This window comes from Herbaspirillum sp. GW103 (assembly GCF_000261365.1).
Classification (GTDB): Bacteria; Pseudomonadota; Gammaproteobacteria; order Burkholderiales; family Burkholderiaceae_D; genus Herbaspirillum.
In genome coordinates, this window is record NZ_AJVC01000002.1 from 315627 (window position 1) to 338244 (window position 22618).

Consider the following 22618-nt stretch of genomic DNA (forward strand, 5'->3'; position numbering starts at 1 on the left):
ATCGGTCGGGCCCATTGCCAAGGATTATGAATACCATCCAGAATTTCCTGCCGGAACAGTATCGCCAGACTGGCGCACTCGAGATCAACCACAACTATCTGGACGACCAGTTTGCTGACCATGACGCTATCTGGCTGAAGATCCGGGAGGTGGTCCGCCGTGGAGACTTTACCCTTGGCCAAGAAGTCGATCGCCTTGAGCAGGAGTTTGCCGCCATCAGCGGCGTCAAGCACGCGATCGGTGTCGGCAGTGGAACCGATGCGCTGTTTCTGAGCCTGAAGGCATTGGGCATAGGGGAAGGCGATGAGGTCATCACCACGCCATACACCTTTTATGCCACCATCGGCGCTATCGTTACGGCTGGCGCAAAACCGGTATTCGTCGATGCCGGCGAAGACTACAACATTGATGCGACGCAGATCGAAAAGAAGATCACTGCCAGGACCCGGGCAATCATGCCCGTCCACTGGTCCGGCAAGCCCTGCGAGATGGAGGTTATCGAGGCCATCGCCAGCCGCCATGGACTGACGGTCGTCAGCGATGCCTGTCACGCCATCAAGGCCACCTACAAGGGCCGTCAGGCGGGAGAGCTCGGTACGCTGGCCTGCTTCAGCTTTCATCCTCTCAAGAACCTGAACGTATGGGGCGACGGCGGTATCATCGCGACCAATTCGGATGCACTGGCCGACACCTTGCGCTTGTTGCGCAATCATGGCCTGGCGGGGCGTGATGAGTGCCGCATCTTTGCCTACAACTCGCGGCTGGACACTATCCAGGCCGTGGTTGCACGCCACATGCTGGAAAAAATTGACCATATCACCTCTGCCCGGATTGCCCATGCCACCTATTTCGACGAGGCGTTGCGTGACATCGCGCAAATCAGGGTGCCTGCACGCAGCGCCGAGATAAAGCAGGTTTACCATTTGTACATGGTGTGCTGCGAGCGACGCGACGCCTTGCAAAAATATCTGATCGAGCACGGTGTGGATGCGAAGGTCCATTATCCGGTGCCCATGCATCTGCAACCCGCGGCCCGGTTTCTTGGTCATCAGGTCGGCGACTTCCCAATGGCCGAGGCGATTGCCGCATCGGCCCTGTCGTTGCCGGTACACGAATTCATCACCCGCCAGCAGCAGGATCAGGTGATTCAACTCATCAAGGCGTTCTATGGCTGATTCCATCAAGGTGCCTTTCGTCGATCTGGCTCGCCAGTTTCGTAGCATCGAATCGGAGCTGAGCCAGGCCTTTGTCGATGTCGGTCGCAGCGGCAGTTACATCATGGGGCAGCGCCTGGAATCGTTCGAACGGAAAGTGGCCGCGTTCCTCGGTGTGCGGCATGCCATTGGTGTAGCCGATGGTTCGGACGCCCTGTTCCTGGTGTTGAAAGCATGGGGGATCGGTCCAGGCGATGAAGTCATCACGGCCACCAACTCGTTCATCGCATCGGCCTGGGTGATAGCTGCTACTGGCGCTACGCCGGTGCTGGTCGATGTCGCCGATGACTTCAACATCGATCCGCAAGGGGTCGAGGCTGCCATTACGCCGCGCACCAAGGTCATCATTCCGGTACATCTGACGGGCCGGGCTGCACCGATGGACGAAATCAACGCCATTGCGCAGAGGCATGGTCTGCTGGTCCTGGAGGATGCGGCGCAGGCCATCGGCGCCCGCTATCGCGGCAAGCGCGCCGGTAACCTCGGCAATGCGGCCGGTTTTAGCCTGCATCCTCTGAAGAACCTGGGGGTGTATGGCGACGGCGGCCTGATTACCACCAATGACGATGCACTCGCCGCTCTGTTGATGAAGTTGCGCAATCACGGGCTGCGTAATCGCGATGAATGTGAACTGTGGGGCTTCAATTCCCGGCTTGATACTCTGCAAGCAGCATTCGCCGAGATCAAGCTCGCCTACCTGGACGGATGGAATGCGCGTTGCCGGACGATCGCCGCAAGCTACGCCGAGGGAGTGTCCCACCATGTCCAAGTACCGGTGGACCAGCCATGGGAAGAATGCGTGTATCACAACTTCGTCATTCGCACCGAGCGGCGCGACGCGTTGATGGCACACCTGCTGAGTCAGGGCGTCGACACTCGGGTGCATTATCCTATCCCTATCCATCTGCAGGACGCTGCCAGGCATCTGGGATACAAACGCGGAGATTTCCCCAACGCCGAGCGATTTGCCAAGACCATGATCAGCTTGCCGATCTACCCTGAGCTTGATGATTCCCAGGTCAAGCAGGTGATAGATGCAGTCCGTTCTTTTTTCTGAGATCTGCAATGACTGCTGCCGGTCATTTCCGATTTCTCCCTGTTCCGCCGGGCAGGGCTCATTTTTAGACGCAGGCAACGATGACTCCTGATATCACTACTTTGAAGAAAATTGCCGCTGAGATTCGTGGTCGTATCATTGCCACCTCACATCGCACACATACGCCTCACCTGGGGTCTTGCCTGTCGTGCGTGGATATCCTGATCGCCAGCTATTTCAATACGATGCGCATCGACCCAGCCAAGCCACGCGATCCACATCGCGATCGCTTCATTCTCAGCAAGGGACATGGGGCGGCGGCGCTGTTTCAGGTGCTGGCACTCAGGGGTTACTACCCGGAAAGCCTGTTGGACGACTATGGCCAGAATGGCGGCATCTTCGCCGAACATCCGCCGACGCCGGATCATCTTGCCGGTATCGAGGCGGCCACCGGTTCGCTCGGTCATGGGTTGCCGATCGGCCTGGGCATGGCACTGGCTGGCCGTATCCAGCAGCACTCGTATGACGTGACGGTGTTGCTGGGCGATGGCGAGTGCAACGAAGGCTCGGTATGGGAAGCAGCAACGATGGCAGCAGCGCAGAAGACAGGCAAGTTGCTGGCCATTGTTGACTTCAACAGATGGCAGGCGACCGACCGCAGCGAAGAGCTGACTGTGGGGCCCATGGTAGACAAATGGAAGGCGTTCGGCTGGGATGCCACCGAGACAGACGGCCACGACATGACCATGCTGACCGAGATATTGGGGCGCAAGCGTCAGGACGTCGGCAAGCCAATCGCAGTGATTGCGCATACTGTCAAGGGCAAGGGCGTGTCCTTCATGGAGGATGACAACAACTGGCATTACCGGATTCCAACTGCCGACGAAGTGGCGGCTTCCTACAAGGAACTGGGGTTAACAGCATGAGAAACGCATTTGCAGACGAACTGACCAAGCTCGGCTCGAACGACCCGCGCGTGGTTTTGCTGTCGGGAGATATCGGTAACAAGCTGTTCGACAAGTTCAAGGCCAGCAATGCCGGTCGCTTCATCAATTGTGGCATCGCCGAGGCGAACATGATGGGCGTGGCTGGTGGCATGGCCTTGTCCGGCTTGCGCCCAGTGGTTTATACGATTACGCCATTCACGACTACGCGTTGCTTCGAGCAGATCCGCGTCGATGCTTGCTATCACAATGTTCCCGTCATCATCGTCGGCACCGGTTCCGGGCTGTCGTATGCGGAACTCGGGCCGACCCATCATTCCTGCGAAGACCTGGCCATCATGCGGGTCTTGCCGCACATGACCGTCATGGCTCCAGCCGATGAAGTGGAATTGCGCCAGTGCCTGCGAGCCGCGCTCAAGCAGGATGGCCCGGTCTATATTCGTATCGGTAAACGTGGCGAAGCCATTGTGCCCAAGCAGAATGACCACTTCGAGATCGGTCGTTCGATTACCGTGCGCCAGGGTGCCGATGTCTGCCTGGTCGGTACCGGCACGCTGATGCCAACGGTGCTGGAGGCGGCCGAATTGCTGGCCGGGAAGGGTATCGAGGCGCGCGTGGAGAGCTTTCATACCATCAAGCCACTCGACGAAGATACCTTGCGACAAGCGTTTTCGGCTTATGGCGTAGTGGCCGTCGTGGAAGAGCACAGCCGCCTGGGCGGACTAGGTGGCAGCATCGCCGAATGGTTGGCGCAGCAAGAGCCGTTGAAGGGACGTTTACTGAGTTTCGGCGTGGACGATGTATTCATGCATGAGATCGGTACTCAGGAGTACGCACGCGCCCGGTTCGGCCTGACTGCAGACAATATTGCTGCCAAGGTGGCAGCCGCTCATCGCAAGATGGTGTCTTGACATGCGTATCGGACTGGATTTCGACAACACCATCGTCAGCTACGACACGCTGTTTCATTCGGTTGCCGTCGAAAAGGGCCTGGTACCGTCCGACACGATAGTATCCAAGGTGGCGGTGCGAGACTACTTGCGCAAGGTCGGTAACGAGCCGGCGTTTACGGAACTTCAGGGTTATGTCTATGGCGCTCGGATGGCCCAGGCAAAGGCTTTTCCAGGGGTGATCGACTTCATTCGCCGCGCACGTGCGGCACATGCGCAGGTGGTCATCATCAGCCACAAAACCAAGTACCCGTTCCTCGGTCATCAGTATGATCTGCACGCGGCAGCGAATGATTGGATCGATATCGCCCTGCGCCCCGACGAGTCGCCGCTCGTGGGGGCGGACCAGGTCTTCTTTGAATTGACGAAGGAAGAGAAGATTGCGCGTATTGCTGCGTGCGATTGCGATTACTTCATCGATGATCTGCCTGAGATTCTGAAGATGCCGGGTTACCCTGAAAAGACGGGACGCCTGCTGTTTGATCCGGAGCGTAACCATGACGATCAGGGGGTGACGGCACGTTTTGCTACCTGGGCCGAATTACAGGCTTTCTTCGAAGAAATATGGAAAAGGCGCAACTGATTGCGACCGTCACGGCGCTGTTACGCGCCGAATCGTTGGCGCGTGACGAGGTCACGCTCTCGGCTATGGGAGGTGGCGGCAACAACCGCGTGTTCCTTGCAACGAGTGAAGCGGGCAGGTTCGTCGTTAAGGCGTATTTTAACGATCCGGCGGATAGCCGCGACCGCCTGGGCGCGGAATATGCTTTTCTTGCCTACGCAAGGGACATCGGCCTGGATGTCGTGCCGCAGGCAATTGCCCGCGATACCGCTCAGCACATCGGCGTTTATGAATTTATCGCAGGCCAGAAAATGACCGCATCGCAATTGCGACGCGAACACGTCCTGGCCGCTGCGCAATTCATTGCGGACCTCAATGCCGATACCCGACATGGCCATGCGTTAGCCCCGGCTTCGGAAGCCTGTTTCGAAGTTGAGCAGCATCTGGCGATCGTAGATCGCCGGTTGGCCGCCTTGCAGAAGATCCCGACCAACGATGTGCTGGGTCGGGAAGTGCATACATTGGTCCGGGAGATGGCAGCCTGGTGGAGGAGTCAACGTCCGCGCATCACCTCGTCTGCCATTGCGCCGCTGGATAGCGCCGATCGCTGTATTTCTCCTTCGGACTTCGGATTTCACAATGCCTTGTCAGCCTCGGATGGACAATTGCATTTCATTGATTTCGAGTATGCGGGATGGGACGATCCGGCCAAGATGGCAGGGGATTTCTTCTGTCAACCGGAGGTGCCCGTGCCAAGTAAGTATGTCGATGACTTCATGGCTGTCGCGTTTCAGTATTCACCCCGGGCTCAGATACTGCGTGACCGGACGGCATCGCTGCTGCCGGCTGCGCAGATAAAGTGGTGCTGCATCATGCTCAATGAGTTTCTGGTCAGCGCTGCGCGACGACGTCAATTTGCCGACCCAAGTTCGACGCCCGAGCAGCGCAAGCGAGCACAACTCGACAAGGCACATCAATTCTTTCATTCCAGACTGGCATAAATCCATGGCCTATATCGATTTCCTTACCTCGACCCACAAGAGCACCAAGCGCGATTACTTGGCGCGCGTGAACGATCCCGAGTTTCCCAAGCCCAAGGCTGCCGAGTTGGCCAAACAATGGGGCTTCGATTACTGGGATGGTGATCGCCGTATCTGCTATGGAGGCTACCGCTACATGCCCGGGCGTTGGGCACCCGTTGCACAGGCGATGATCGATCACTATGGTTTGAAGGCGGGCGACAAAGTCCTCGATATCGGTTGCGGCAAGGGCTTTTTGCTGTATGAGATGTCCTTGTTGGTGCCGGGGCTGGAAATCCATGGCGTCGATGTCTCTACGTATGCGCTCGAGCATGCCAAGGAAGAGGTCAAGGATCGGTTGCAGGTCGCCAATGCCACCAGCCTGCCGTTTGCCGATAATGCCTTCGATTTCGTCTTTTCGATCACCACCTTACACAATCTGCACAATTACGACCTGGAGAAGGCGCTGCGTGAGATGGAGCGTGTTGGCAAGAAAAAGTATCTTTGCGTTGAGTCATATCGCAACGAGTCGGAAAAGGCCAATCTGCTGTACTGGCAGGTAACCTGTGAAGCATTCTGCACGCCACAGGAATGGGACTGGTGGTTTGCACTGACCGGGTACACGGGCGACCATTCCTTCATCTATTTCGAGTGACGACATGAACATTCCAAAAACCATGCGGGCCGCCATCCTGGCCGAACTTAATCAACCCTTGGTGATCGATGAAGTCGAGCTGCCCTCGGCGCTGGAGGTGGGGCAGGTATTGGTCAAGATCGGCGTCAGTGGTATCTGCGGATCGCAGATCGGGGAGATTGATGGCGCCAAGGGAGAAGACAAGTATCTCCCTCATCTGCTCGGACACGAGGCCTCGGGGGTGGTGCATGAGGTCGGCCCGGGTGTGCGCTTCGTCAAGCCGGGCGATAATGTGGTACTGCACTGGCGCAAAAGCCAGGGGATCGAAGCAGTACCGCCTCGCTACACCTGGCGCGGCAAGCAACTTAACGCAGGTTTGATCGCGACATTCAACGAATATGCGGTGGTCTCGGAAAATCGGGTCACACGCATCGATCCCGGTAGAGACATGGAAGTGGCCGCACTTTTTGGTTGCGCTGTCACCACCGGCTTCGGAGTGGTTGAGAACAATGCCGACATCAAGTTGGGCGAATCGGTGGTGATCTTCGGCGCAGGCGGGGTCGGCCTCAATATCGTCCAGGCTGCCAATCTGCGCGCGGCCTATCCCATTATCGCGGTCGATCAGTTCGAAGGGCGCCTTGATCTGGCCAGACAGATGGGCGCTACGCACGTCATCAATGCAGCAAAAGTCGATGCCAAGGCCGAGTTGATCACCCTGACCGGGAAAAGGGGCATCGATGTCTTCATCGATAACACTGGCCAACCAGCCATCATCGAGATGGGGTACGAACTGACGCACGCACAGGGCCGCGTGGTGTTGGTGGGGGTGCCGCGCAAGGGACGCAACATCAACATCTATTCGCTGCCGCTGCATTTCGACAAAACCATTTCTGGTTCTCATGGCGGTGAGGCGGTACCGCATTTGGATATTCCCCGCTATACGCGGCTGCTCGACACCGGTCGGATACAGCTCAAATCGCTCATTACTGAGCATTACCGACTCGACGAGATCAACACCGCGATTGCTCGCATGCGAGACGGCCGCTTGTCCGGGCGTTGCATGATCCTGATGGACCGTTGAGCCGGACAGATCATGAGCAAACTCGATCTCAAGCGCAAGGTGTTCGACACCCCCGGGTACAGTGCGGATGTCAGTCTGACGGCGGATGAACTTGCCGTATTTCGTGAAGAAATCACGCGTCAGTGGCTTGATGTCATCGGGCGTGCCTGTCCCGATCATCTGGCGCTTTTCGAGGCGGCAGGCATTGAGCGTTACCACGAGCTGGCGCATCTGATTGATCACGGGAGCTTGTGGCAAAAACATCATCGTGTGCTTCCCATCGAGGCTTGCGCGCGAATACGCAACATGCCCTTCTTGCGCTTGATACATGAAGAATTCGGTGATTTTCAGATCGCCGAGGTATTTTATGGCAATACCCATGAGATCGGGCGGGAAGAGGTCTACTGGCGGCTAGTGCGCCCCCGTGAGGCAGCTGACGTCGGGCCGCTGCATGCGGACAAGTGGTTCCATCAGATCAACCAGATGCACGGTCGAGCTTTTCCGAAGGGCGCCTTGACCGTGAAGATCTGGATTCCGATCTGGTGCGAAGCGGGTCGCAACGGTTTAATGATCGTCGCCGATTCCCACCGCCAGACTTGGCGTTTCCATGCCGTCGACCGAGGCTATGGCGATCTCAAGCCGCAGATCGACGAAGACGTGGCGAGGCTGGACGCGCAACTCGTCCCGACCGATCCGGGCAACATGATCATCTTCAATGAGGGAACCTTGCATGGAGGTGCCTTCAATCAGGGCGATCATTCCCGCGTCAGCGTGGAGATCACGCTGGTGTTCACCTAGTCCCGACATATCGAGCGGTGCAGCGGCACCTGTCACTGTCTTCATTCCGAATAGCCCCATTCCAGCAGACCCGTTCATGCGCGCCTTATTACTTGCAGCAGGCCTGGGGTCGAGGTTGCAGCCCTTGACCAATACTCTGCCCAAATGCTTGGTCCCCATCAATGGACGCCCGTTGCTAGATTACTGGCTGGCCTCTCTGCTGGGACAGGGGGTTGGGCCCATTTTGCTCAACACCCATTACAAGGCGCCATTGGTGGCGCAGTACGTCGAGCACAGCACTTGGTGTCCGAAAGTGAAGCTGGTATACGAAGAACGTTTGCTGGGTACCGCAGGAACTGTATTGGCGAACCGCGATTTCTTCAACGATGAAGCCTTCCTGATTGCGCACGCGGACAACCTGACACGCTTCGATTGTGGCGAATTCATCGCGGCGCATCGGTGCAGGCCGGCCGGTACGGCGCTGACCATGATGTTGTTCGAGGCACAGGATCCGAGCGCGTGCGGCATCGTGGAGCGGGATGAAAGTGGAGTGGTTCAGGCTTTCCACGAGAAGGTGAAAAATCCCCCAGGCAGGCTCGCAAATGCCGCGGTTTATATCGTCGAGCAGGAGGTGTTGGACTACATGGCGACTTTGGGTAAGCAGGAAATTGATTTCAGCACCGAGGTGATTCCGCACTTCATGGGGCGTATCTTCACGTTTGAAAACACTGACTACCACCGGGATATTGGTACCGTAAAGAGCTGGGTTGCTGCACAACATGACTTTGGCATGCTGGATGCGTGCCAGGAGAATGCGATGCTCTGGCAACGGATCGTGGAGACGCTCGGCCCTGCGTTGCCCATCATGATGAACTCACTGCAACAACCAGATGACGCCTTGTCAGGCGAATTGAACCGTTACTGAGGAGAGGTAGAGTGGCAGCTTCGCAATTTCCGGATGCGGAAAAAATTGCCGAGATCAAGGCATTGGCGGGTCACGACAGACGCATCGTCTTCGTCGCCGGCAATTTCAACACGGTCCATCCAGGGCACTTGCGGTTGCTCAAATTCGCCTCTGAATGCGGTGACTTCCTGGCCGTCGGAGTAGCCAGCGATGCGAGTCCTGGCGCGTTGCTGCCAGCGAAATTGCGCTTTGACGGTATCAATGCCATCAGCTTCGTGGATTTCGCCTTCGAGATGACGACGGCGCCCGAAGACATCATTCGCGTGCTCAAACCAACAGTGGTGGTCAAGGGCGACGAGTACGAAACCAAGCACAATCCCGAGCAGGCTGCGGTTGACGAATATGGTGGCAAGCTGCTGTTCAGTTCCGGGGAAATGCGGTTCTCCTCGATTGACCTGCTCAAGAATGAGTTCTTTGCCCCGCACCGCTCGCCGATCACGCTGCCTCAGGATTATCCTGCCAGACACGGTTTTACCAGCGCTGATGTGCGCCGGACGCTGGATAAATTCAAGGGATTACGGATTGCGGTGATCGGCGACCTAATCGTGGATGAGTACATCAGCTGCGATGCCCTGGGCATGTCGCAGGAAGACCCGACTCTGGTAGTGACACCGATCCTGCAGGAGCGTTTCATCGGCGGCGCCGGCATCGTGGCTTCCCACGCCCGCAAGATGGGGGCCCAGGTCCGTTATTTTTCAGTGGCAGGTACCGATGCAGTTGCCGGATTCGCTCGCGAAAAGTTACAGGAGTATGGCGTCGAGGCAACGATCTTCGAAGATGACAGTCGACCCACTACACTCAAGCAGCGCTTCCGCGCCGCCGGCAAGACATTGTTACGTGTGAGTCATCTGCGTCAGCACGATCTCGAGCCGAGGTTGGGACAGCGCCTGGTGGAGCAGGTCAGGGCCGCGCTGAACCAATGTGATCTGGTGATTTTCTCGGACTTCAATTACGGTTGCCTGCCGCAATCGGTGGTGGACCAATTGGTGGCGCACTGCGTTGCGCATAACATCCCTTTCGTGGCCGATAGCCAATCGTCGTCGCAGATGGGCGATGTATCGCGATTCAAGGGGGCGATGTTGCTCACGCCTACCGAGCGCGAAGCGCGTCTGGCCGTACGTGACTTCAGCTCGGGCCTGGTCGTGCTGGCGGAGAAACTGCGCCAGAAATCGCGTGCTGCCAATCTTTTGCTCACCCTTGGTGCGGAAGGGATTTTGGCGCATGTGGCCTCCGAGGGCGCGTTCGAATGGGAGACCGATCGGTTGCCGGCGTTCAATCGTGCCCCTAAAGATACTGCTGGTGCCGGAGATAGCTTGCTCACCTGTACCGCGATGGCGATGACCGTCGGGGCAAGCATTTGGCAGAGCATGTATCTGGGATCGGTGGCTGCTGCCTGCCAGGTCAGTCGTGTAGGCAACATTCCCTTGTCAACCAATGACCTGATGCAAGAACTGGCCGATCAGCGTTGATTTCCCGCTTGGGCGGAAATGCGCACGCGTACCTGTGCGTGCGCGGCAACGTGCTTCAGAGTATCGATGTCGGAATCCAGTTCAGATAAGGCTTGCCGGGAAAAACGAAGAAGGCATCCAGTGGGGTCTTGGCAACCAGTCGGTAGCCGAGTGCCGTGAGATAGCTGACCGTTTCGTTGGCGGACACATCGTAGAGCGACATGTTTTTGGTTTCGATGACGATCACGCCTGGTTGCCATGCGCCCAGATTGCCCCCCTTGAGGCAATTGAAGTCTTCTCCCTCGATGTCGATCGACAGCAGGTGGATTTCTTCATCATTGAAATACTGTTGCTTCAGCGCGAACAGCGTTGTAGTCGTGTTTTTCACCCGCGTCGTCTGTTCATTTTGGTAGCGCGACGAATAGCGTTTGATGGCACCCGGATCCATGCTCGAGATGGTGTTGTCCGGGTAGATCACGAACTCCACCTCCTTTACCTCATCGGAGACCAGGGCCGTGAGGAACCTGTCCCGGGGACGCTGCTGGTGCCAGTGCTGAGAGAACGCATCGTTGCCATCCACCGCCAGGCCTTGCCAACCCTGCTGGTAAAAGTGATAGGTGTTGTTCTGGATCGTCGGATGATTGGCACCGATATCGATATAGCGGCCGTTGACCACGTTTCTCAGAAGTGATGCAACAATTAGGTCGGAACCTTCGAAGCTGTAGCTGATCTTTCCCGCATTGTGGTTTGGCAGTTGTGTCATGAGAGAGTTATGCGTGATATGGGAGTTGCTGGGATCGACTTCGATGGTAATGAGCGCTAGTGCGGAAGGATCATCTTTAAACAGTTCTCTGGCGTAGTCGCTGAATGATACCTCCGTGTCGCCCCCGAGCTGATAGATTCCAGAGGGTTGCAGCCGGATCAATTGCGTAATTGCAGTGGTGACCTTTTCCACTGGCACGGGCGAGATTAACTTGTTGGAAAACGTCCTGATCGGCGTGCCCTGTTGCGCATTAATCTTCCATTGTTTGATGAATGGTGTTTCAGGAGTGATGACCTTGGTAAGACGCAGCACACAGGACCTATCTGATAGTCTGCTTGCGAGATGTTGTTCTACTTCGCACTTGAATTGGCCGTATTGATTGGCCGGAGAGGTGGCATCCACGCGACTGTAGAATGGCTTACTGCCATCGAAGACTGCGTTCGATGACAGGTAGATGATGAAGCTCCCGTCCGCAGCGAATCGGTCGATCAGACGGATCGGGTTGCTCACATTGATGGTTCGGTATTTCTCTGGCATCGCCTCACATTGTGCGATGCTGGTGGTCGCCGCACAAAAGATGACACAGTCGAACGTTGTTGCGCCAACGCCGCTCAGATCAGGGTCTTCCAGGTCGAGATAATGGATATGGGGGCTTATACGTTCCGCTTTACGGGAAGTGCCGAACGTGGTGATGCCTAGATCAGCCAGATGCGCTTTAAGTGCGCTGCCGATCTGACTGTCAATGCCAACGATCAGTATGCGTGAGGGCGCTGATGATCCATCCAGCATGACGTTTGATGAGCTGCAGCTGGATGCTTGCGAAATTGTGTTGTTCATGCGTATGTCTGGTGAGCTGACAAAGGCAGTGTTGGCCGGAAATGCGATTATGTCAGATCTATATGGGCAGGCGGTAATACGTGTGCCGTGCTGCTGTCTATGCTTTTGATCGCCGCCACGGGCCTCGAACGGTGAAGAGGGGCTCAGATGGAATGGGTAATTCTGTGAGTCAGACACTGAGAGTAGTGTGCCAGCCAGGACGTGGCGACTAAATCTGCTGCCCGAGATGGATTATAGATAGCGTGACGGCTGTGTTCTTTGCTTGAGCCAGTGCCGTTGACGCTACAAAAAGCGTAGCTTATGAAGAGCTTTTTAATATTAGGCGAAAAAAATGCCACTCCCGAAGGCGTGGCATTTTTCTTGCAAGTACTTGACTGGCAAGCACTTTATTCTGGTAGGCCGTGCGGGACTCGAACCTGCGACCAACGGATTAAAAGTCCGCTGCTCTACCAACTGAGCTAACGACCCGAAAGACCGCTATTATAGGCAAATGCTATCGCCGATGTCAACACCTTGGCGTCACAAACAACCATCGGTCGCATGTCACGCCAGAACAGACAGCCGAATGCCTTACTTGAGCGAGGCTATCCTGTCCTTGCCGGTCTGCGCGGCAGGGGTGTTCGGATACTTGGCGATCAACTGTTCCAGCGTCTTCTTGGCCGCTGCCTTGTCCTTCAGTTCGGCTTGCGAACTGGCGATGTTGAGCAGGGCGTCAGCAGCCTTGGGGTTGTCCGGATAATTCTTCACCACCACCTGCTGCGCAGCAATGGCTCCCTTGTAGTCGCGCTGGGCGTACAAGGCATTGCCTTGCCAGTATTGCGCCGAGGCGGCATAGGCCGATTGCGGATAGCGTTTGAGGAAGTCGGCAAAGGCATTGGCCGCCCCCTTGTAATCGCCACCCTTGAACTGCGACAGGGCCGCATCATAGGCCTGCTGTTCGGACACGCCCACAGCGACCGTCTGGCCATCCACCTGCACCTGTTGCGGCTCCAGCTTGCGCAGGCGGGCATCCAGGTCGACGTAGAAATCCTTCTGGCGTTGCTGGGCGTTGGTGATCTCGTTGGTCAGCACCTCGATCTGGCCACGCAGCGCCGCAATCTGGGATTGCAGATTGTCATTGCGATCAGAAAGGGTCAGCACACTGTTCTTGTCAGCCTTGTTGGCGACGTCACGCTGCAGGGCCTCGATCTTGGAACGCATGTCCAGGATGGCCTTGCGCGCCTCGTCATCATCAAACAGGCCGGCACGGGCGGTAAGCGGTAGGAAAGCCGTGGCGGCCAGCATGGCCGCCACGGTTACCGATTTCAGTTTGAAAGCGGTATACATGACGATTATTGGTAAGCGATGTCAGCGCGACGGTTCTCGGCGTAGGACGCTTCATCCTGGCCCAGTGCCTTGGGCTTTTCCTTGCCGAAGGAAACCGCTTCCACCTGGGCATCCGACACGCCCAGCAGGACCAGTGCCTTGCGGACGGCTTCAGCACGCTTCTGACCCAGGGCCAGGTTGTATTCGGCGCCGCCGCGATCATCGGTGTTGCCCTGGATGATCACCTTGCGGTCCTTGTGGGCCACCAGGTACTTGGCGTGGTTTTCGATGACGGTACGGTATTCCGGCTTGACGGTGTAGCTGTCATAGTCGAAGTACACGCTACGCTTGGCCAGCACGCCTTGCGGGTCGTTCAGCGGATCGACGGAACCAGCGTTGACAGTGCCCACGGCGCGGGTGTCAGCGCCGTTGCTGGCGCCGTTCTGCACGGGAGCGTTGGCCTTGTCGTCCAGCTTGGTCGACGAGCAGGCGGCCAGCAGAACAGCGCTGGAGACGATGAGGGCGAAGGTACTGATAGTGCGCATTTTGGATTTCTCCTTGTCGTGATGAAAGTGATATTGGATTTCTTTATTTCATGAACGGACCCCAGGTCGGTTCCCTGATATCACCGGCCTGCGTCGTCAGACGCTGTTTGACTCGGCCATCAACAGAGACGACGGCCAGGGATCCGCGACGACCAGATTCCGTCGCGTACATGATGTATTTGCCATTGGGCGCAAAGCTGGGCGACTGGTCGCGGCCACCGTCGGAGAGGCGAATCTCCTGGCCATTGGTCAGATCCAGCGCATACAGCTGGAACAGACCGTCGCGACGCGAGATGAAGGCCAGCGTCTTGCCGTCAGGCGAAATGCGCGGGCTGATGTTGTAGCTGCCATTGAAGGTGACGCGCTGGGGCGTACCACCATCCAGGCCCACCTTGTAGATTTGCGGGCCGCCGCTGCGATCGCTGGTGAAATAGATGCTGCCGCCATCGGGCGAGAACTGCGGCTCGGTATCGATGCCGGAACTGTTGGTCAGGCGACGCAGGCCCGAACCGTCGGCATTGATGAGGTAGACCTGGGTCAGTCCATCGCGGGTCAGGGCTACGGCCAGGCGCGAGCCGTCCGGCGACCAGGCCGGGGCCGAGTTGCTGCCCTTGAAGTTGGCAACGATGGAGCGCTGGCGGGTGACCAGGTTCTGGATGTAGACCACCGGCTTCTTCATCTCGAAGGAAACATAGGCGACCTTGGTGCCGTCCGGCGACCAGGCCGGCGAGATGATGGGCTCGTTGGAGCGCAGTGCCACTTGCGTACCTTCACCATCGGCATCGGCGACTTCCAGGCGGTATTCGTTGCCCGACTTGGTCACGTAGGAGATGCGGGTGGAGAAGATGCCGGGAATGCCGGTCAGTTTCTGGTAGATGTCGTCGGCGATCTTGTGTGCGGTCAGGCGCAGCAGTTGCGGCTGGGCACCGATGGACAGGGCCGAGAGCTGGGTCGACTGTACCGTATCGAAGAGGCGATAACGCACGTCGAAGCGGCCATCGGCCAGGCGCGTGACGCTGCCCACGGCCAGCGCATTGGCGCCGCGCTTTTGCCAGTCGGCATAGTTGATGGCCGAGGAGTCCGAGAGCGCATCACTGTTGTCGATCAGCTTGAAGATGCCGCTCCTGGCCAGGTCGGCCTTGACCACCGAGGTGATCTGTTGCGGGGCCGACTCCTCGCCGGGGAAGGCGGCAATGGCCACCGGAATCTGCGAGGCACCCACGCCGGTGATCTCGAAGCGGATCTGCGCCTGCGAGGCCGGGGCGAAGGACAGGCCGGCCACGGCCACGGTGGCGGCGGCGATGCGGGTCAGGCTCAGGGTCAGGTAACGGGCTTTAATCATCGGTTACTGATCTTTCGGATAATGGGTGAATGTGAAGCTGGACGGTACCTTGCCATCCGTGTCGGCCGGGAAGGGCTGTGACTTCATGACGGCAGTGCGCACGGCATCGTCGAAGCCCGGGACACCTGAAGGCTTGTTCACACGTACGCTGCGCACCGTCCCGTCCGGGAACAATTCGACAGTGTACTCCCCGGCGGGGTTTCCACTGACGCCGCTATTGTCGAAGACCGTGTTGCTCCTGATGACCGCGCGCAACTTGTTGGCGTAGTTGGGGCTGCCCTTCGGACCTTGCGACTTCGCAGCCGTGCCGTTGCCGCCGGTGGCACTGGTGGCCTGGCCCATCATTCGTTTCAAGTCTTCCTGGCGACGCTGCTCTGCCGCCTTGGCGTCGGCTGCGGCTTGCTGCTTCTTCTTCTCGGCAGCCTGCTTCTCGGCGTCGGCCTTCTTCCTTGCTTCTTCTTCCTTCTGCTTCTCTTCCTTCAGCTTCTTCTGCTTGTCGGCTTCCAGCTTTTCCTTCTTCTCGCGGTCGGCCTTTTCCTTCTCGGCCTTGAGCTTGTCGGCCTTTTCCTGCTCTTCCTTGCGCTTTTTTTCCTTCTCCTTCTGCAAGGCGATATCGGGTTTCTCGACCTTGGGTTCGTCGATCACCTTGGGCGCAACGGGCTTGGGTTCAGGTTGCGGCTGCGGCTGGGGTTGCGGCGGCTCGACCACGACCGGCTGCGGCTCCGGTTGCGGCGGCGTGGGCAGCGGTGCGGCTTCCTTGTATTGCGGATCCCAGATCTCGGCTTCCACCGTCAGCGGCGTTTCGCTCTGCCAGCGGATGCCGATCCAGAAGAACAGGAACAAGGCCACGTGCATCACCAGCGCCAGCGTGATGGCGCGCCAGCGGCCGGGCGGCTTGGGGATGGTGTAGTGTGCGTTATCGCTCATATCACTCGGCTGTGCGCTTACTTGGTGGCCAGGCCGACCCGCGCGATTCCTTGTTTCTTGGCTTCCGAGATGACCTGCACCACATCGTCGTACTTGATGTCCTTGTCGGCCGAGATCATCACGGCCAGGTCCGGATTGTCTTCATGCAGCTTGCGCAGGCGCTCGGCCAGGTCGGTCTTGCCGGTCACGGTCTCGGCCTTCTTGCCACCGCTCTTGGGGCCATTGATGCGGATGCTGGCCTGGGCGTTGGGCTTCAAGGCAATCTCGATGTAATCCGAGGGCGGCTGCGTGGACTTGCCCGCCGTGGGCAGGTTGATCACGCTGGGATTCGTAATGGGGGTGGCCACCATGAAGATGATGAGCAGCACCAGCATCACGTCGATGTAGGGCACGACGTTGATCTCGGACTTGAACTTGCGGGGACGCCCCCCGCGCATCGATGAGCCAGCCATTAGCGTGCCTGACGTTGCAAGATGTTGGAGAACTCTTCGATGAAGCTCTCGAAGCGGATCGCCAGACGGTCGATATCGTGCGAATAGCGGTTGTAGGCCACCACCGCCGGAATCGCCGCGAACAGGCCGATGGCGGTGGCGATCAGGGCTTCGGCAATGCCGGGGGCGACCGCTGCCAGGGTGGCCTGCTGCACGTTGGCCAGGCCACGGAAGGCGTTCATGATGCCCCAGACGGTACCGAACAGGCCCACGTACGGGGAGACCGAGCCGACCGAGGCCAGGAAGGCCAAGTGCGATTCCAGCGCATCCATCTCGCGCTGGTAGGCCGCACGCATGGCACGGCGGGCACCGTCGAGCAGCAGACCGGGATCGACCGCACCACCACGCGCTGCCACCGACGCCTTGGCCTTGGTGAATTCACCCATGCCGGCCTGGAAGATGCGCTCCAGCGCACCACCGGCGCCACCGGCCTTGCGGCGGTTGGACAGGGCATCCTGGTACAGCGCCGAAAGGTTGCCGCCAGACCAGAAGACGCGCTCGAATTCCTCGGTCTGCACACGGGCCGAGCGGATGGTGAACATCTTGCGGAAGATGTAGGTCCAGCTGGTGACCGAGGCCGACAGCAGCAGCAACATCACCAGTTGCACCAGGACGGACGCGTTTGCGATCAGTGAAATGAAGGACAGGTCTTGTGTGACATTCATGGGAAAGTGTGGCGGCTTGGAGGCGGCGTTTGAAAGGAAAGTCGAGAGTTAAAAATCTTTTGTTTTGTTTGGTTCAGTTGGCGTGCCAGCAATACGAAACAAAAGACGGCAAATACGGACAGAAGTTTTCCCTGAGGCAGATCGTCCCAGCCGGTGAGAACATGCTGCGAGCAGGCATGGATCCCTGAGCCATAAAGGCGCGGATGAGCTTTTCCGTTGACATCATGTGCTCTTCTTGATGCAAGTCAGCACTTCGTCAGGAATTGGGCGTGGACGGAAAGTGGTCTGGTCCACGCAGGCGACGGTGATGCTGCCACGCGCCAGCAACTCGGGCTGACCGTCCCCCGACGGCAGGCGCCAGGCTTCCTGCACGAACTGCATGGAAGCATTTCGACATTTTTCGACCACCACGGTCAGGCGGAGTTCATCGTCCAGACGGGCGGGCGAGAGATAGTCGACGCTGGTATTCCTGACCACGAAGAGGGCGCCGGTGGTCTCGGCCAGGTGTTGCTGCTGGAAGCCCAAGGAGCGCAGCCATTCCGTGCGGGCGCGCTCGAAGAACTTCAGGTAGTTGGCGTAGAAGACCACGCCTCCGGTGTCGGTGTCTTCGTAATAGACCCGGATGTTCCAGTGGAATGGACTACTGGCGGCACTCATATGCTTCTTGTTATTGGAAAGTCTGCTGTGGCAGCGGCAAAAGAATCAGGGAAATCAAGCAATCAAGGTATTGCCGGTAGGCAAGCGGACAGTGTGCATACCGACCGCTGCCCCGGGAACGGGTGAAAATGGCGTTCCTGCGGCGCCTGGGCGCCCTCGGCAAAAACGCCATTTTACTCCACATCCCTTATTGTTTGCGCTTGATGTTGAAGGGGCTGAAGCCCTGGCAGGTCGGCATCAGTTCCATGTAATTGATGTTCACATGGGCGGGCATGGTAGCGACCCAGAAGGCCGCTTCGGCGATATCTTCAGCCGTCAGCGGGGTGGTTCCTTCATAGACCTTGGCCGCCGCGCCATCATCGCCCTTGAAGCGCACGTTGGAGAACTCGGTGCCGCCGCACAGGCCGGGGGCCAGGTTGGTGGCGCGTACGCCGGTGCCCACCAGGTCGGCGCGCAGGTTCAGGGTGAACTGGTCGACGAAGGCCTTGGTGGCGCCGTAGACGTTGCCGCCCGGATACGGATAGGCCCCCGCCACCGAGCCCAGGTTGATGATGGTGCCGCTGCCGCGCTTGACCATCTCCGGCAGCAGGGCGTGGGTGATGGTGACCAAGCCCTTGACGTTGGTGTCGATCATGGTTTCCCAGTCCGACAGCGCCACTTCGTGGGCCGGGCCCAGGCCCAGCGCCAGGCCGGCGTTGTTGACCAGCACGTCGACCTGCTTCCACTCACCCGACAGACTGGCCAGGCCGGCGTTGATCGAGTCCTTGCTGGTCACGTCCAGCACCAGCGGCAGCACCCTGTCCGCCCCCAGTTCCTTGACCAGCTCATCCAGGCGCTCCTTGCGGCGACCGGCGGCAATCACCTTGTGGCCGTTGCCGGCAAATTTGCGCGCCATGGCGGCGCCGAAGCCTGCGGTTGCTCCTGTAATCAACACGACCATCTCTTGATTCTCCTGTTGTGTGGCGGTGGCACCGGTGCCGGGTCGGGAAACGGGATAAAGCTTCACACCGACAGTCCGGAGGTAAAAACGAACAAAGCGAAATTGTAGCCCAAAGCCGCTTTTTACGAGGATGGGCTCGCTTTTTCCAATGGTTCTCTCGCTTTTTCTTTCATATCGGCCTTGGAGCGGGGGGGCTGTTGCGCGGCCACCATGGTTCTTGCCCAAATCGCCCCGTTTCACTACAATGCGCTCACCATTTCGTCTCACGTGACTGGCGAAACGCCGTGTAAAAGCGGCCAAGATGGGGATCCATCGGGAAGCGTGAGATTTCAACAGCCGTGCGCCTGGGCAGCCGAATGGACAGTACGACTGAGGCTGCCCGCAATCCCACTCTTTTTTTCAGGCCCTCATTCGATTTCGGAAGTCGAGCACCCGGCATGTCCGCATGCTGCCGGTGACGCGATCTTCGGCCGCAGCTCATCAATTTGGAGAAACACCATGTTTGACAAGAACCAGACTCTCGCGAAAGTCGATCCCGACCTGTGGTCTGCCATCCAGAAGGAAAACACCCGTCAGCAGGATCACATCGAGCTGATCGCCTCGGAAAATTACACCTCGCCGGCGGTGATGGAAGCGCAAGGTTCGCAGCTGACCAACAAGTACGCCGAAGGTTATCCGGGCAAGCGCTACTACGGCGGCTGTGAATTCGTGGACGTGGCCGAGCAGCTGGCCATCGATCGCCTGAAGGCCCTGTTCGGCGCCGAAGCCGCCAACGTGCAACCGAACTCCGGTTCCCAAGCCAACCAGGGCGTGTTCTTCGCCATGTTGAAGCCGGGCGACACCATCATGGGCATGTCGCTGGCAGAAGGCGGCCACCTGACCCACGGCATGGCACTGAACATGTCGGGCAAGTGGTTCAACGTGGTCTCCTACGGCCTGAACGAAAAGGAAGAAATCGACTACGACGCCATGGAACGCCTGGCCCGTGAGAAGAAGCCCAAGCTGATCATCGCTGGCGCCTCGGCTTACTCGCTGCGTATCGATTTCGAGCGCTTCGCCAAGATCGCCAAGGAAGTCGGTGCCTACTTCATGGTCGACATGGCCCACTACGCTGGCCTGATCGCAGCCGGCGTGTACCCGAACCCGGTGCCCTTCGCCGACTTCGTCACCTCGACCACCCACAAGTCCCTGCGCGGCCCGCGCGGTGGCGTGATCCTGATGAAGGCCGAGCACGAGAAGGCCATCAACTCGGCCATCTTCCCCGGTATCCAGGGCGGCCCGCTGATGCACGTCATCGCTGCCAAGGCCGTGGCCTTCAAGGAAGCCGCTTCGCCCGAATTCAAGGCGTACCAGCAGCAAGTGGTGAAGAACGCCGACGTGCTGGCCAAGACCCTGATCAAGCGCGGCCTGCGCATCGTCTCCGGCGGCACCGAGTCGCACGTGATGCTGGTGGACCTGCGCCCGAAGGGCCTGACCGGCAAGGAAGCCGAAGCCATCCTGGGTTCGGCCCACATGACCTGCAACAAGAACGGCATCCCCAACGATCCGGAAAAGCCGTTCGTGACCTCCGGCATCCGCCTGGGCAGCCCGGCCATGACCACCCGTGGTTTCAAGGAAGCCGAAGCCGAAAAGGTCGGCAACCTCATCGCCGACGTGCTGGACAACCCGCACGATGCCGCCACCATTGAGCGCGTCAAGGCCGAAGTGAAGAAGCTGACCGAAGCCTTCCCGGTCTACGGCTGATTGGTGTTGGCAGGGCCGGCCCGTTGCGGGCCGGCATGAAGTTTCCTGCCAACCTCTGAAAAGTTGAAAAGTTGGTCCTGACGGCGCCCGTTCCTGCGGGCGCCGTCGCTTATCTGCACTACCATACGATGGTCCTGGCGGCACGGCGATGCCACACTGCGGGGTTCGCCCTGACCGCGCAGCACCGAAGTCCCGAGGGGTAGCCCTCATTGTCCAGCTTATCCAGCTCAATCACATCACAGCCACCATGAAGTGCCCATTTTGCAATCACGAAGACACCCCGGTGCTGGATACGCGCCTGTCCGAGGACGGCCATTCGATCCGCCGCCGCCGCCGCTGCGGCAATTGCGACAAGCGCTTCACCACCTATGAACGCATCGAGCTGACCATGCCGGTGATCGTCAAGAAGAACGGCAGCCGCACGGAATTCGATCCGGCCAAGCTGCGTGGCAGTCTCATGCTGGCGCTGCGCAAGCGTCCGGTGTCGGCCGAGGCGGTCGACATGGCCATCCAGAGCATCCAGGACAAGCTGCTGCAAAGCGGCGAGCGTGAAGTGGTGTCGGGGCAGGTGGGGGAATTGGTGATGCGCGAATTGAAGCGCCTGGACAAGATTGCCTACATCCGCTTTGCCTCGGTCTACAAGAGTTTCGAGGACGTGACCGAATTCCAGGATGCCATCGATGAAGTAGGGATGGAGCGCAAGGCCGCGAAGAAGCGCGAGAGCTGACCCGAGCGGAAAAGGCATAAAAAAACGGCTGCAGATGCAGCCGTTTTTCTTGAATCAAGTCCCGCCTGTGCCGCTGTGCCGGCATCCTGAACCTGACGGTTCAAGTTGGCTGCAGTAGTTCAATTTCGGGTTCATCGGACTAGCGACGCTCACGCCCATCGAACAATCCCACAGCCTATGCTCGTAAATGGTTCAAGGAATATATGGCAATCGCGAACACGGCAGGAGTACGAAGTCTAACCGATTCATGTTCGTCCTCCAAGAGCTCTGTCGAAAATAAGTCGACGATTTTGTAACCGGATTTTGGGCAGGTGTTGCGGCGGCGGCAATAAAGCGAAATGGCTGCCCGGGGCAGCCATTTTCTTGACGCGGACGTAAAAGATTTCCGCTGCGAGGTGTCACCGTGCCGTTACGCTCAGAACAGTTTTTCCTGCGGCGCCAGCGCCTGGTCCACCACCTCGGTGAGGGCAGTGATCTGTTGCTGCCACTGGGCAATGGTCAGACCGGCAAAGGGACCTTCGGCGCGCTGCATGCTCAGCAACTCGGCGGCGATGCCCAGCCCGGCCATCACGGCGATGCGGTCGGTACCCTTGATGCGGCCGGCGTCGCGGATGGCGCGCATCCTCTGGTCGAGGTAGGCCACGGCATGATGCAGCGCGGCCTGTTCGCCTTCCTGGCAGGCCAGGGTGTAGGACTGGCCCATGATGGTGGCGTTGATCTGGATGGTGCTCATGCGGCCTCCTCATCGGCCGCAGCCGCTTCTTCCACTTCGGCCACCGGCAGTTGTGCCAGAACGGCGGCCACGCGCTCGTAAGCGTGGTCCACGCGCGAGGCGAGGGTGGTGTTGTCTTCGGAGAGCAGTTTGACTTTCCGGCGCAGCTCGGCATTTTCTTCGCGCAGGCCTTGTGCCAGCTTGGCGAGCTGAGTGACTTTTTCAGCCAGTTGCAGGAATTCGGAACTCATGTGTTGATTTGTTCGCAGAGATGGGATGACGCCGGACGCCGCCAGCGCAGGTCAGAGATGTTCAGGATCACGACGCTTCAATCGCACAATTATAAGCGCATTGCC

The 22618-nt window shown here is 58.6% G+C and carries 24 protein-coding genes, 1 tRNA gene, 1 other RNA gene and 1 riboswitch; of the genes, 13 read left to right on the forward strand and 13 right to left on the reverse strand.

The features are described 5' to 3' along the window. Positions 1-26: 26 nt before the first annotated feature. The 11 genes from GWL_RS02955 to GWL_RS03005 all read left to right on the forward strand — a co-directional run bounded on the left by GWL_RS02955 (position 27) and on the right by GWL_RS03005 (position 10629). Positions 27-1175, forward strand: coding sequence for a DegT/DnrJ/EryC1/StrS aminotransferase family protein (locus GWL_RS02955; protein WP_008326532.1), 1149 nt, complete (start codon positions 27-29; stop codon positions 1173-1175). Further along, the gene (locus tag GWL_RS02960) at positions 1168-2271 is read left to right on the forward strand and encodes a DegT/DnrJ/EryC1/StrS aminotransferase family protein (protein ID WP_008326533.1); all 1104 of its coding nucleotides are present in this window, start codon (positions 1168-1170) and stop codon (positions 2269-2271) included. Before GWL_RS02955 ends, GWL_RS02960 begins: the two co-directional genes overlap by 8 nt. A gap of 80 nt (positions 2272-2351) precedes the next feature. Beyond that, on the forward strand, positions 2352-3176 hold the full coding sequence (locus tag GWL_RS02965; RefSeq protein ID WP_008326534.1) for a transketolase: 825 nt from the start codon (positions 2352-2354) through the stop codon (positions 3174-3176). Beyond that, the gene (locus GWL_RS02970; RefSeq protein ID WP_008326535.1) at positions 3173-4105 is read left to right on the forward strand and encodes a transketolase family protein; all 933 of its coding nucleotides are present in this window, start codon (positions 3173-3175) and stop codon (positions 4103-4105) included. Before GWL_RS02965 ends, GWL_RS02970 begins: the two co-directional genes overlap by 4 nt. A 1-nt stretch (position 4106) precedes the next feature. Continuing rightward, positions 4107-4727 (forward strand): hypothetical protein, encoded by a 621-nt coding sequence (locus GWL_RS02975; RefSeq protein ID WP_008326536.1) that lies wholly within the window; start codon positions 4107-4109, stop codon positions 4725-4727. Next, positions 4709-5707: an aminoglycoside phosphotransferase family protein gene (locus GWL_RS02980; protein WP_008326537.1), complete on the forward strand. Its 999-nt coding sequence runs from the start codon at positions 4709-4711 to the stop codon at positions 5705-5707. Before GWL_RS02975 ends, GWL_RS02980 begins: the two co-directional genes overlap by 19 nt. A 4-nt stretch (positions 5708-5711) precedes the next feature. Next, positions 5712-6380: a class I SAM-dependent methyltransferase gene (locus tag GWL_RS02985; RefSeq protein ID WP_008326538.1), complete on the forward strand. Its 669-nt coding sequence runs from the start codon at positions 5712-5714 to the stop codon at positions 6378-6380. A 4-nt stretch (positions 6381-6384) separates the two neighbouring features. After that, positions 6385-7440 carry a zinc-binding dehydrogenase gene (locus GWL_RS02990; RefSeq protein ID WP_008326539.1) on the forward strand — a complete coding sequence of 352 codons (1056 nt, stop codon included), beginning with the start codon at positions 6385-6387 and terminating at the stop codon, positions 7438-7440. Positions 7441-7452: 12 nt separating this feature from the next. Next, positions 7453-8217, forward strand: coding sequence for a phytanoyl-CoA dioxygenase family protein (locus GWL_RS02995; RefSeq protein WP_008326540.1), 765 nt, complete (start codon positions 7453-7455; stop codon positions 8215-8217). Between the two features lie 76 nt (positions 8218-8293). Next, positions 8294-9121 (forward strand): nucleotidyltransferase family protein, encoded by an 828-nt coding sequence (locus GWL_RS03000; RefSeq protein WP_050978059.1) that lies wholly within the window; start codon positions 8294-8296, stop codon positions 9119-9121. 11 nt (positions 9122-9132) lie between these two features. Further along, positions 9133-10629 (forward strand): PfkB family carbohydrate kinase, encoded by a 1497-nt coding sequence (locus GWL_RS03005; RefSeq protein WP_008326542.1) that lies wholly within the window; start codon positions 9133-9135, stop codon positions 10627-10629. A 55-nt stretch (positions 10630-10684) separates the two neighbouring features. On the opposite strand, the gene GWL_RS03010 is transcribed toward GWL_RS03005, so the two are convergent. The 10 genes from GWL_RS03010 to GWL_RS03055 all read right to left on the reverse strand — a co-directional run bounded on the left by GWL_RS03010 (position 10685) and on the right by GWL_RS03055 (position 19080). Beyond that, the gene (locus tag GWL_RS03010; protein ID WP_081486020.1) at positions 10685-12208 is read right to left on the reverse strand and encodes a sugar nucleotide-binding protein; all 1524 of its coding nucleotides are present in this window, start codon (positions 12206-12208) and stop codon (positions 10685-10687) included. A gap of 392 nt (positions 12209-12600) precedes the next feature. Then, a tRNA-Lys gene (locus tag GWL_RS03015) sits at positions 12601-12676 on the reverse strand. Positions 12677-12778: 102 nt separating this feature from the next. Further along, a complete protein-coding gene (gene ybgF / locus GWL_RS03020; protein ID WP_008326544.1) occupies positions 12779-13534 on the reverse strand; it encodes a tol-pal system protein YbgF in 756 nt (251 codons plus the stop codon). 5 nt (positions 13535-13539) lie between these two features. Continuing rightward, positions 13540-14058 (reverse strand): peptidoglycan-associated lipoprotein Pal, encoded by a 519-nt coding sequence (gene pal / locus GWL_RS03025; protein ID WP_008326545.1) that lies wholly within the window; start codon positions 14056-14058, stop codon positions 13540-13542. A 43-nt stretch (positions 14059-14101) separates the two neighbouring features. After that, complete coding sequence (gene tolB, locus GWL_RS03030; protein WP_008326546.1) at positions 14102-15400, reverse strand: Tol-Pal system beta propeller repeat protein TolB; 1299 nt, start codon at positions 15398-15400, stop codon at positions 14102-14104. A gap of 3 nt (positions 15401-15403) precedes the next feature. Next, positions 15404-16327 carry a cell envelope integrity protein TolA gene (tolA, locus tag GWL_RS03035; protein WP_008326547.1) on the reverse strand — a complete coding sequence of 308 codons (924 nt, stop codon included), beginning with the start codon at positions 16325-16327 and terminating at the stop codon, positions 15404-15406. A gap of 17 nt (positions 16328-16344) precedes the next feature. After that, positions 16345-16779 carry an ExbD/TolR family protein gene (locus GWL_RS03040; protein WP_008326548.1) on the reverse strand — a complete coding sequence of 145 codons (435 nt, stop codon included), beginning with the start codon at positions 16777-16779 and terminating at the stop codon, positions 16345-16347. After that, positions 16779-17483, reverse strand: a complete 705-nt coding sequence (gene tolQ, locus GWL_RS03045) for a protein TolQ (RefSeq protein ID WP_008326550.1) — start codon at positions 17481-17483, stop codon at positions 16779-16781. The genes GWL_RS03040 and tolQ overlap by 1 nt, the downstream gene beginning before the upstream one ends. A gap of 222 nt (positions 17484-17705) precedes the next feature. Beyond that, entirely contained in the window at positions 17706-18140 is a 435-nt protein-coding gene (gene ybgC / locus GWL_RS03050) for a tol-pal system-associated acyl-CoA thioesterase (protein ID WP_008326552.1), read from the reverse strand. Positions 18141-18327: 187 nt separating this feature from the next. Next, positions 18328-19080 (reverse strand): SDR family oxidoreductase, encoded by a 753-nt coding sequence (locus tag GWL_RS03055; protein WP_008326553.1) that lies wholly within the window; start codon positions 19078-19080, stop codon positions 18328-18330. A 257-nt stretch (positions 19081-19337) separates the two neighbouring features. Next, a riboswitch (ZMP/ZTP riboswitch) is annotated at positions 19338-19437 on the forward strand. Between the two features lie 141 nt (positions 19438-19578). Between GWL_RS03055 and glyA the strand changes: the two genes are divergently transcribed. Next, the gene (gene glyA / locus GWL_RS03060; protein WP_008326559.1) at positions 19579-20823 is read left to right on the forward strand and encodes a serine hydroxymethyltransferase; all 1245 of its coding nucleotides are present in this window, start codon (positions 19579-19581) and stop codon (positions 20821-20823) included. Positions 20824-21070: 247 nt separating this feature from the next. Beyond that, positions 21071-21550 (forward strand): transcriptional regulator NrdR, encoded by a 480-nt coding sequence (nrdR, locus tag GWL_RS03065; protein WP_008326560.1) that lies wholly within the window; start codon positions 21071-21073, stop codon positions 21548-21550. Between the two features lie 54 nt (positions 21551-21604). Here the strand turns inward: nrdR and ssrS are convergent. The 3 genes from ssrS to GWL_RS03075 form a co-directional block, all read right to left on the reverse strand. After that, a non-coding RNA gene (gene ssrS, locus GWL_RS22860) (6S RNA) lies at positions 21605-21781 on the reverse strand. Positions 21782-21965: 184 nt separating this feature from the next. Further along, on the reverse strand, positions 21966-22283 hold the full coding sequence (locus GWL_RS03070) for a cell division protein ZapA (RefSeq protein WP_008326561.1): 318 nt from the start codon (positions 22281-22283) through the stop codon (positions 21966-21968). Then, complete coding sequence (locus GWL_RS03075; protein ID WP_008326562.1) at positions 22280-22513, reverse strand: hypothetical protein; 234 nt, start codon at positions 22511-22513, stop codon at positions 22280-22282. Before GWL_RS03075 ends, GWL_RS03070 begins: the two co-directional genes overlap by 4 nt. Positions 22514-22618 lie beyond the last annotated feature (105 nt).

Excerpts from the sequence above, each read along its gene's own strand:
- GWL_RS02955 (WP_008326532.1), top strand. The coding sequence starts at position 27 with ATGAATACCATCCAGAATTTCCTGCCGGAACAGTATCGCCAGACTGGC.
- GWL_RS02960 (WP_008326533.1), top strand. The coding sequence starts at position 1,168 with ATGGCTGATTCCATCAAGGTGCCTTTCGTCGATCTGGCTCGCCAGTTT.
- GWL_RS02965 (WP_008326534.1), top strand. The coding sequence starts at position 2,352 with ATGACTCCTGATATCACTACTTTGAAGAAAATTGCCGCTGAGATTCGT.
- GWL_RS02970 (WP_008326535.1), top strand. The coding sequence starts at position 3,173 with ATGAGAAACGCATTTGCAGACGAACTGACCAAGCTCGGCTCGAACGAC.
- GWL_RS02975 (WP_008326536.1), top strand. The coding sequence starts at position 4,107 with ATGCGTATCGGACTGGATTTCGACAACACCATCGTCAGCTACGACACG.
- GWL_RS02980 (WP_008326537.1), top strand. The coding sequence starts at position 4,709 with ATGGAAAAGGCGCAACTGATTGCGACCGTCACGGCGCTGTTACGCGCC.
- GWL_RS02985 (WP_008326538.1), top strand. The coding sequence starts at position 5,712 with ATGGCCTATATCGATTTCCTTACCTCGACCCACAAGAGCACCAAGCGC.
- GWL_RS02990 (WP_008326539.1), top strand. The coding sequence starts at position 6,385 with ATGAACATTCCAAAAACCATGCGGGCCGCCATCCTGGCCGAACTTAAT.
- GWL_RS02995 (WP_008326540.1), top strand. The coding sequence starts at position 7,453 with ATGAGCAAACTCGATCTCAAGCGCAAGGTGTTCGACACCCCCGGGTAC.
- GWL_RS03000 (WP_050978059.1), top strand. The coding sequence starts at position 8,294 with ATGCGCGCCTTATTACTTGCAGCAGGCCTGGGGTCGAGGTTGCAGCCC.
- GWL_RS03010 (WP_081486020.1), bottom strand. The coding sequence starts at position 12,208 with ATGAACAACACAATTTCGCAAGCATCCAGCTGCAGCTCATCAAACGTC.
- ybgF (WP_008326544.1), bottom strand. The coding sequence starts at position 13,534 with ATGTATACCGCTTTCAAACTGAAATCGGTAACCGTGGCGGCCATGCTG.
- pal (WP_008326545.1), bottom strand. The coding sequence starts at position 14,058 with ATGCGCACTATCAGTACCTTCGCCCTCATCGTCTCCAGCGCTGTTCTG.
- tolB (WP_008326546.1), bottom strand. The coding sequence starts at position 15,400 with ATGATTAAAGCCCGTTACCTGACCCTGAGCCTGACCCGCATCGCCGCC.
- tolA (WP_008326547.1), bottom strand. The coding sequence starts at position 16,327 with ATGAGCGATAACGCACACTACACCATCCCCAAGCCGCCCGGCCGCTGG.
- GWL_RS03040 (WP_008326548.1), bottom strand. The coding sequence starts at position 16,779 with ATGGCTGGCTCATCGATGCGCGGGGGGCGTCCCCGCAAGTTCAAGTCC.
- tolQ (WP_008326550.1), bottom strand. The coding sequence starts at position 17,483 with ATGAATGTCACACAAGACCTGTCCTTCATTTCACTGATCGCAAACGCG.
- ybgC (WP_008326552.1), bottom strand. The coding sequence starts at position 18,140 with ATGAGTGCCGCCAGTAGTCCATTCCACTGGAACATCCGGGTCTATTAC.
- GWL_RS03055 (WP_008326553.1), bottom strand. The coding sequence starts at position 19,080 with ATGGTCGTGTTGATTACAGGAGCAACCGCAGGCTTCGGCGCCGCCATG.
- glyA (WP_008326559.1), top strand. The coding sequence starts at position 19,579 with ATGTTTGACAAGAACCAGACTCTCGCGAAAGTCGATCCCGACCTGTGG.
- nrdR (WP_008326560.1), top strand. The coding sequence starts at position 21,071 with ATGAAGTGCCCATTTTGCAATCACGAAGACACCCCGGTGCTGGATACG.
- GWL_RS03070 (WP_008326561.1), bottom strand. The coding sequence starts at position 22,283 with ATGAGCACCATCCAGATCAACGCCACCATCATGGGCCAGTCCTACACC.
- GWL_RS03075 (WP_008326562.1), bottom strand. The coding sequence starts at position 22,513 with ATGAGTTCCGAATTCCTGCAACTGGCTGAAAAAGTCACTCAGCTCGCC.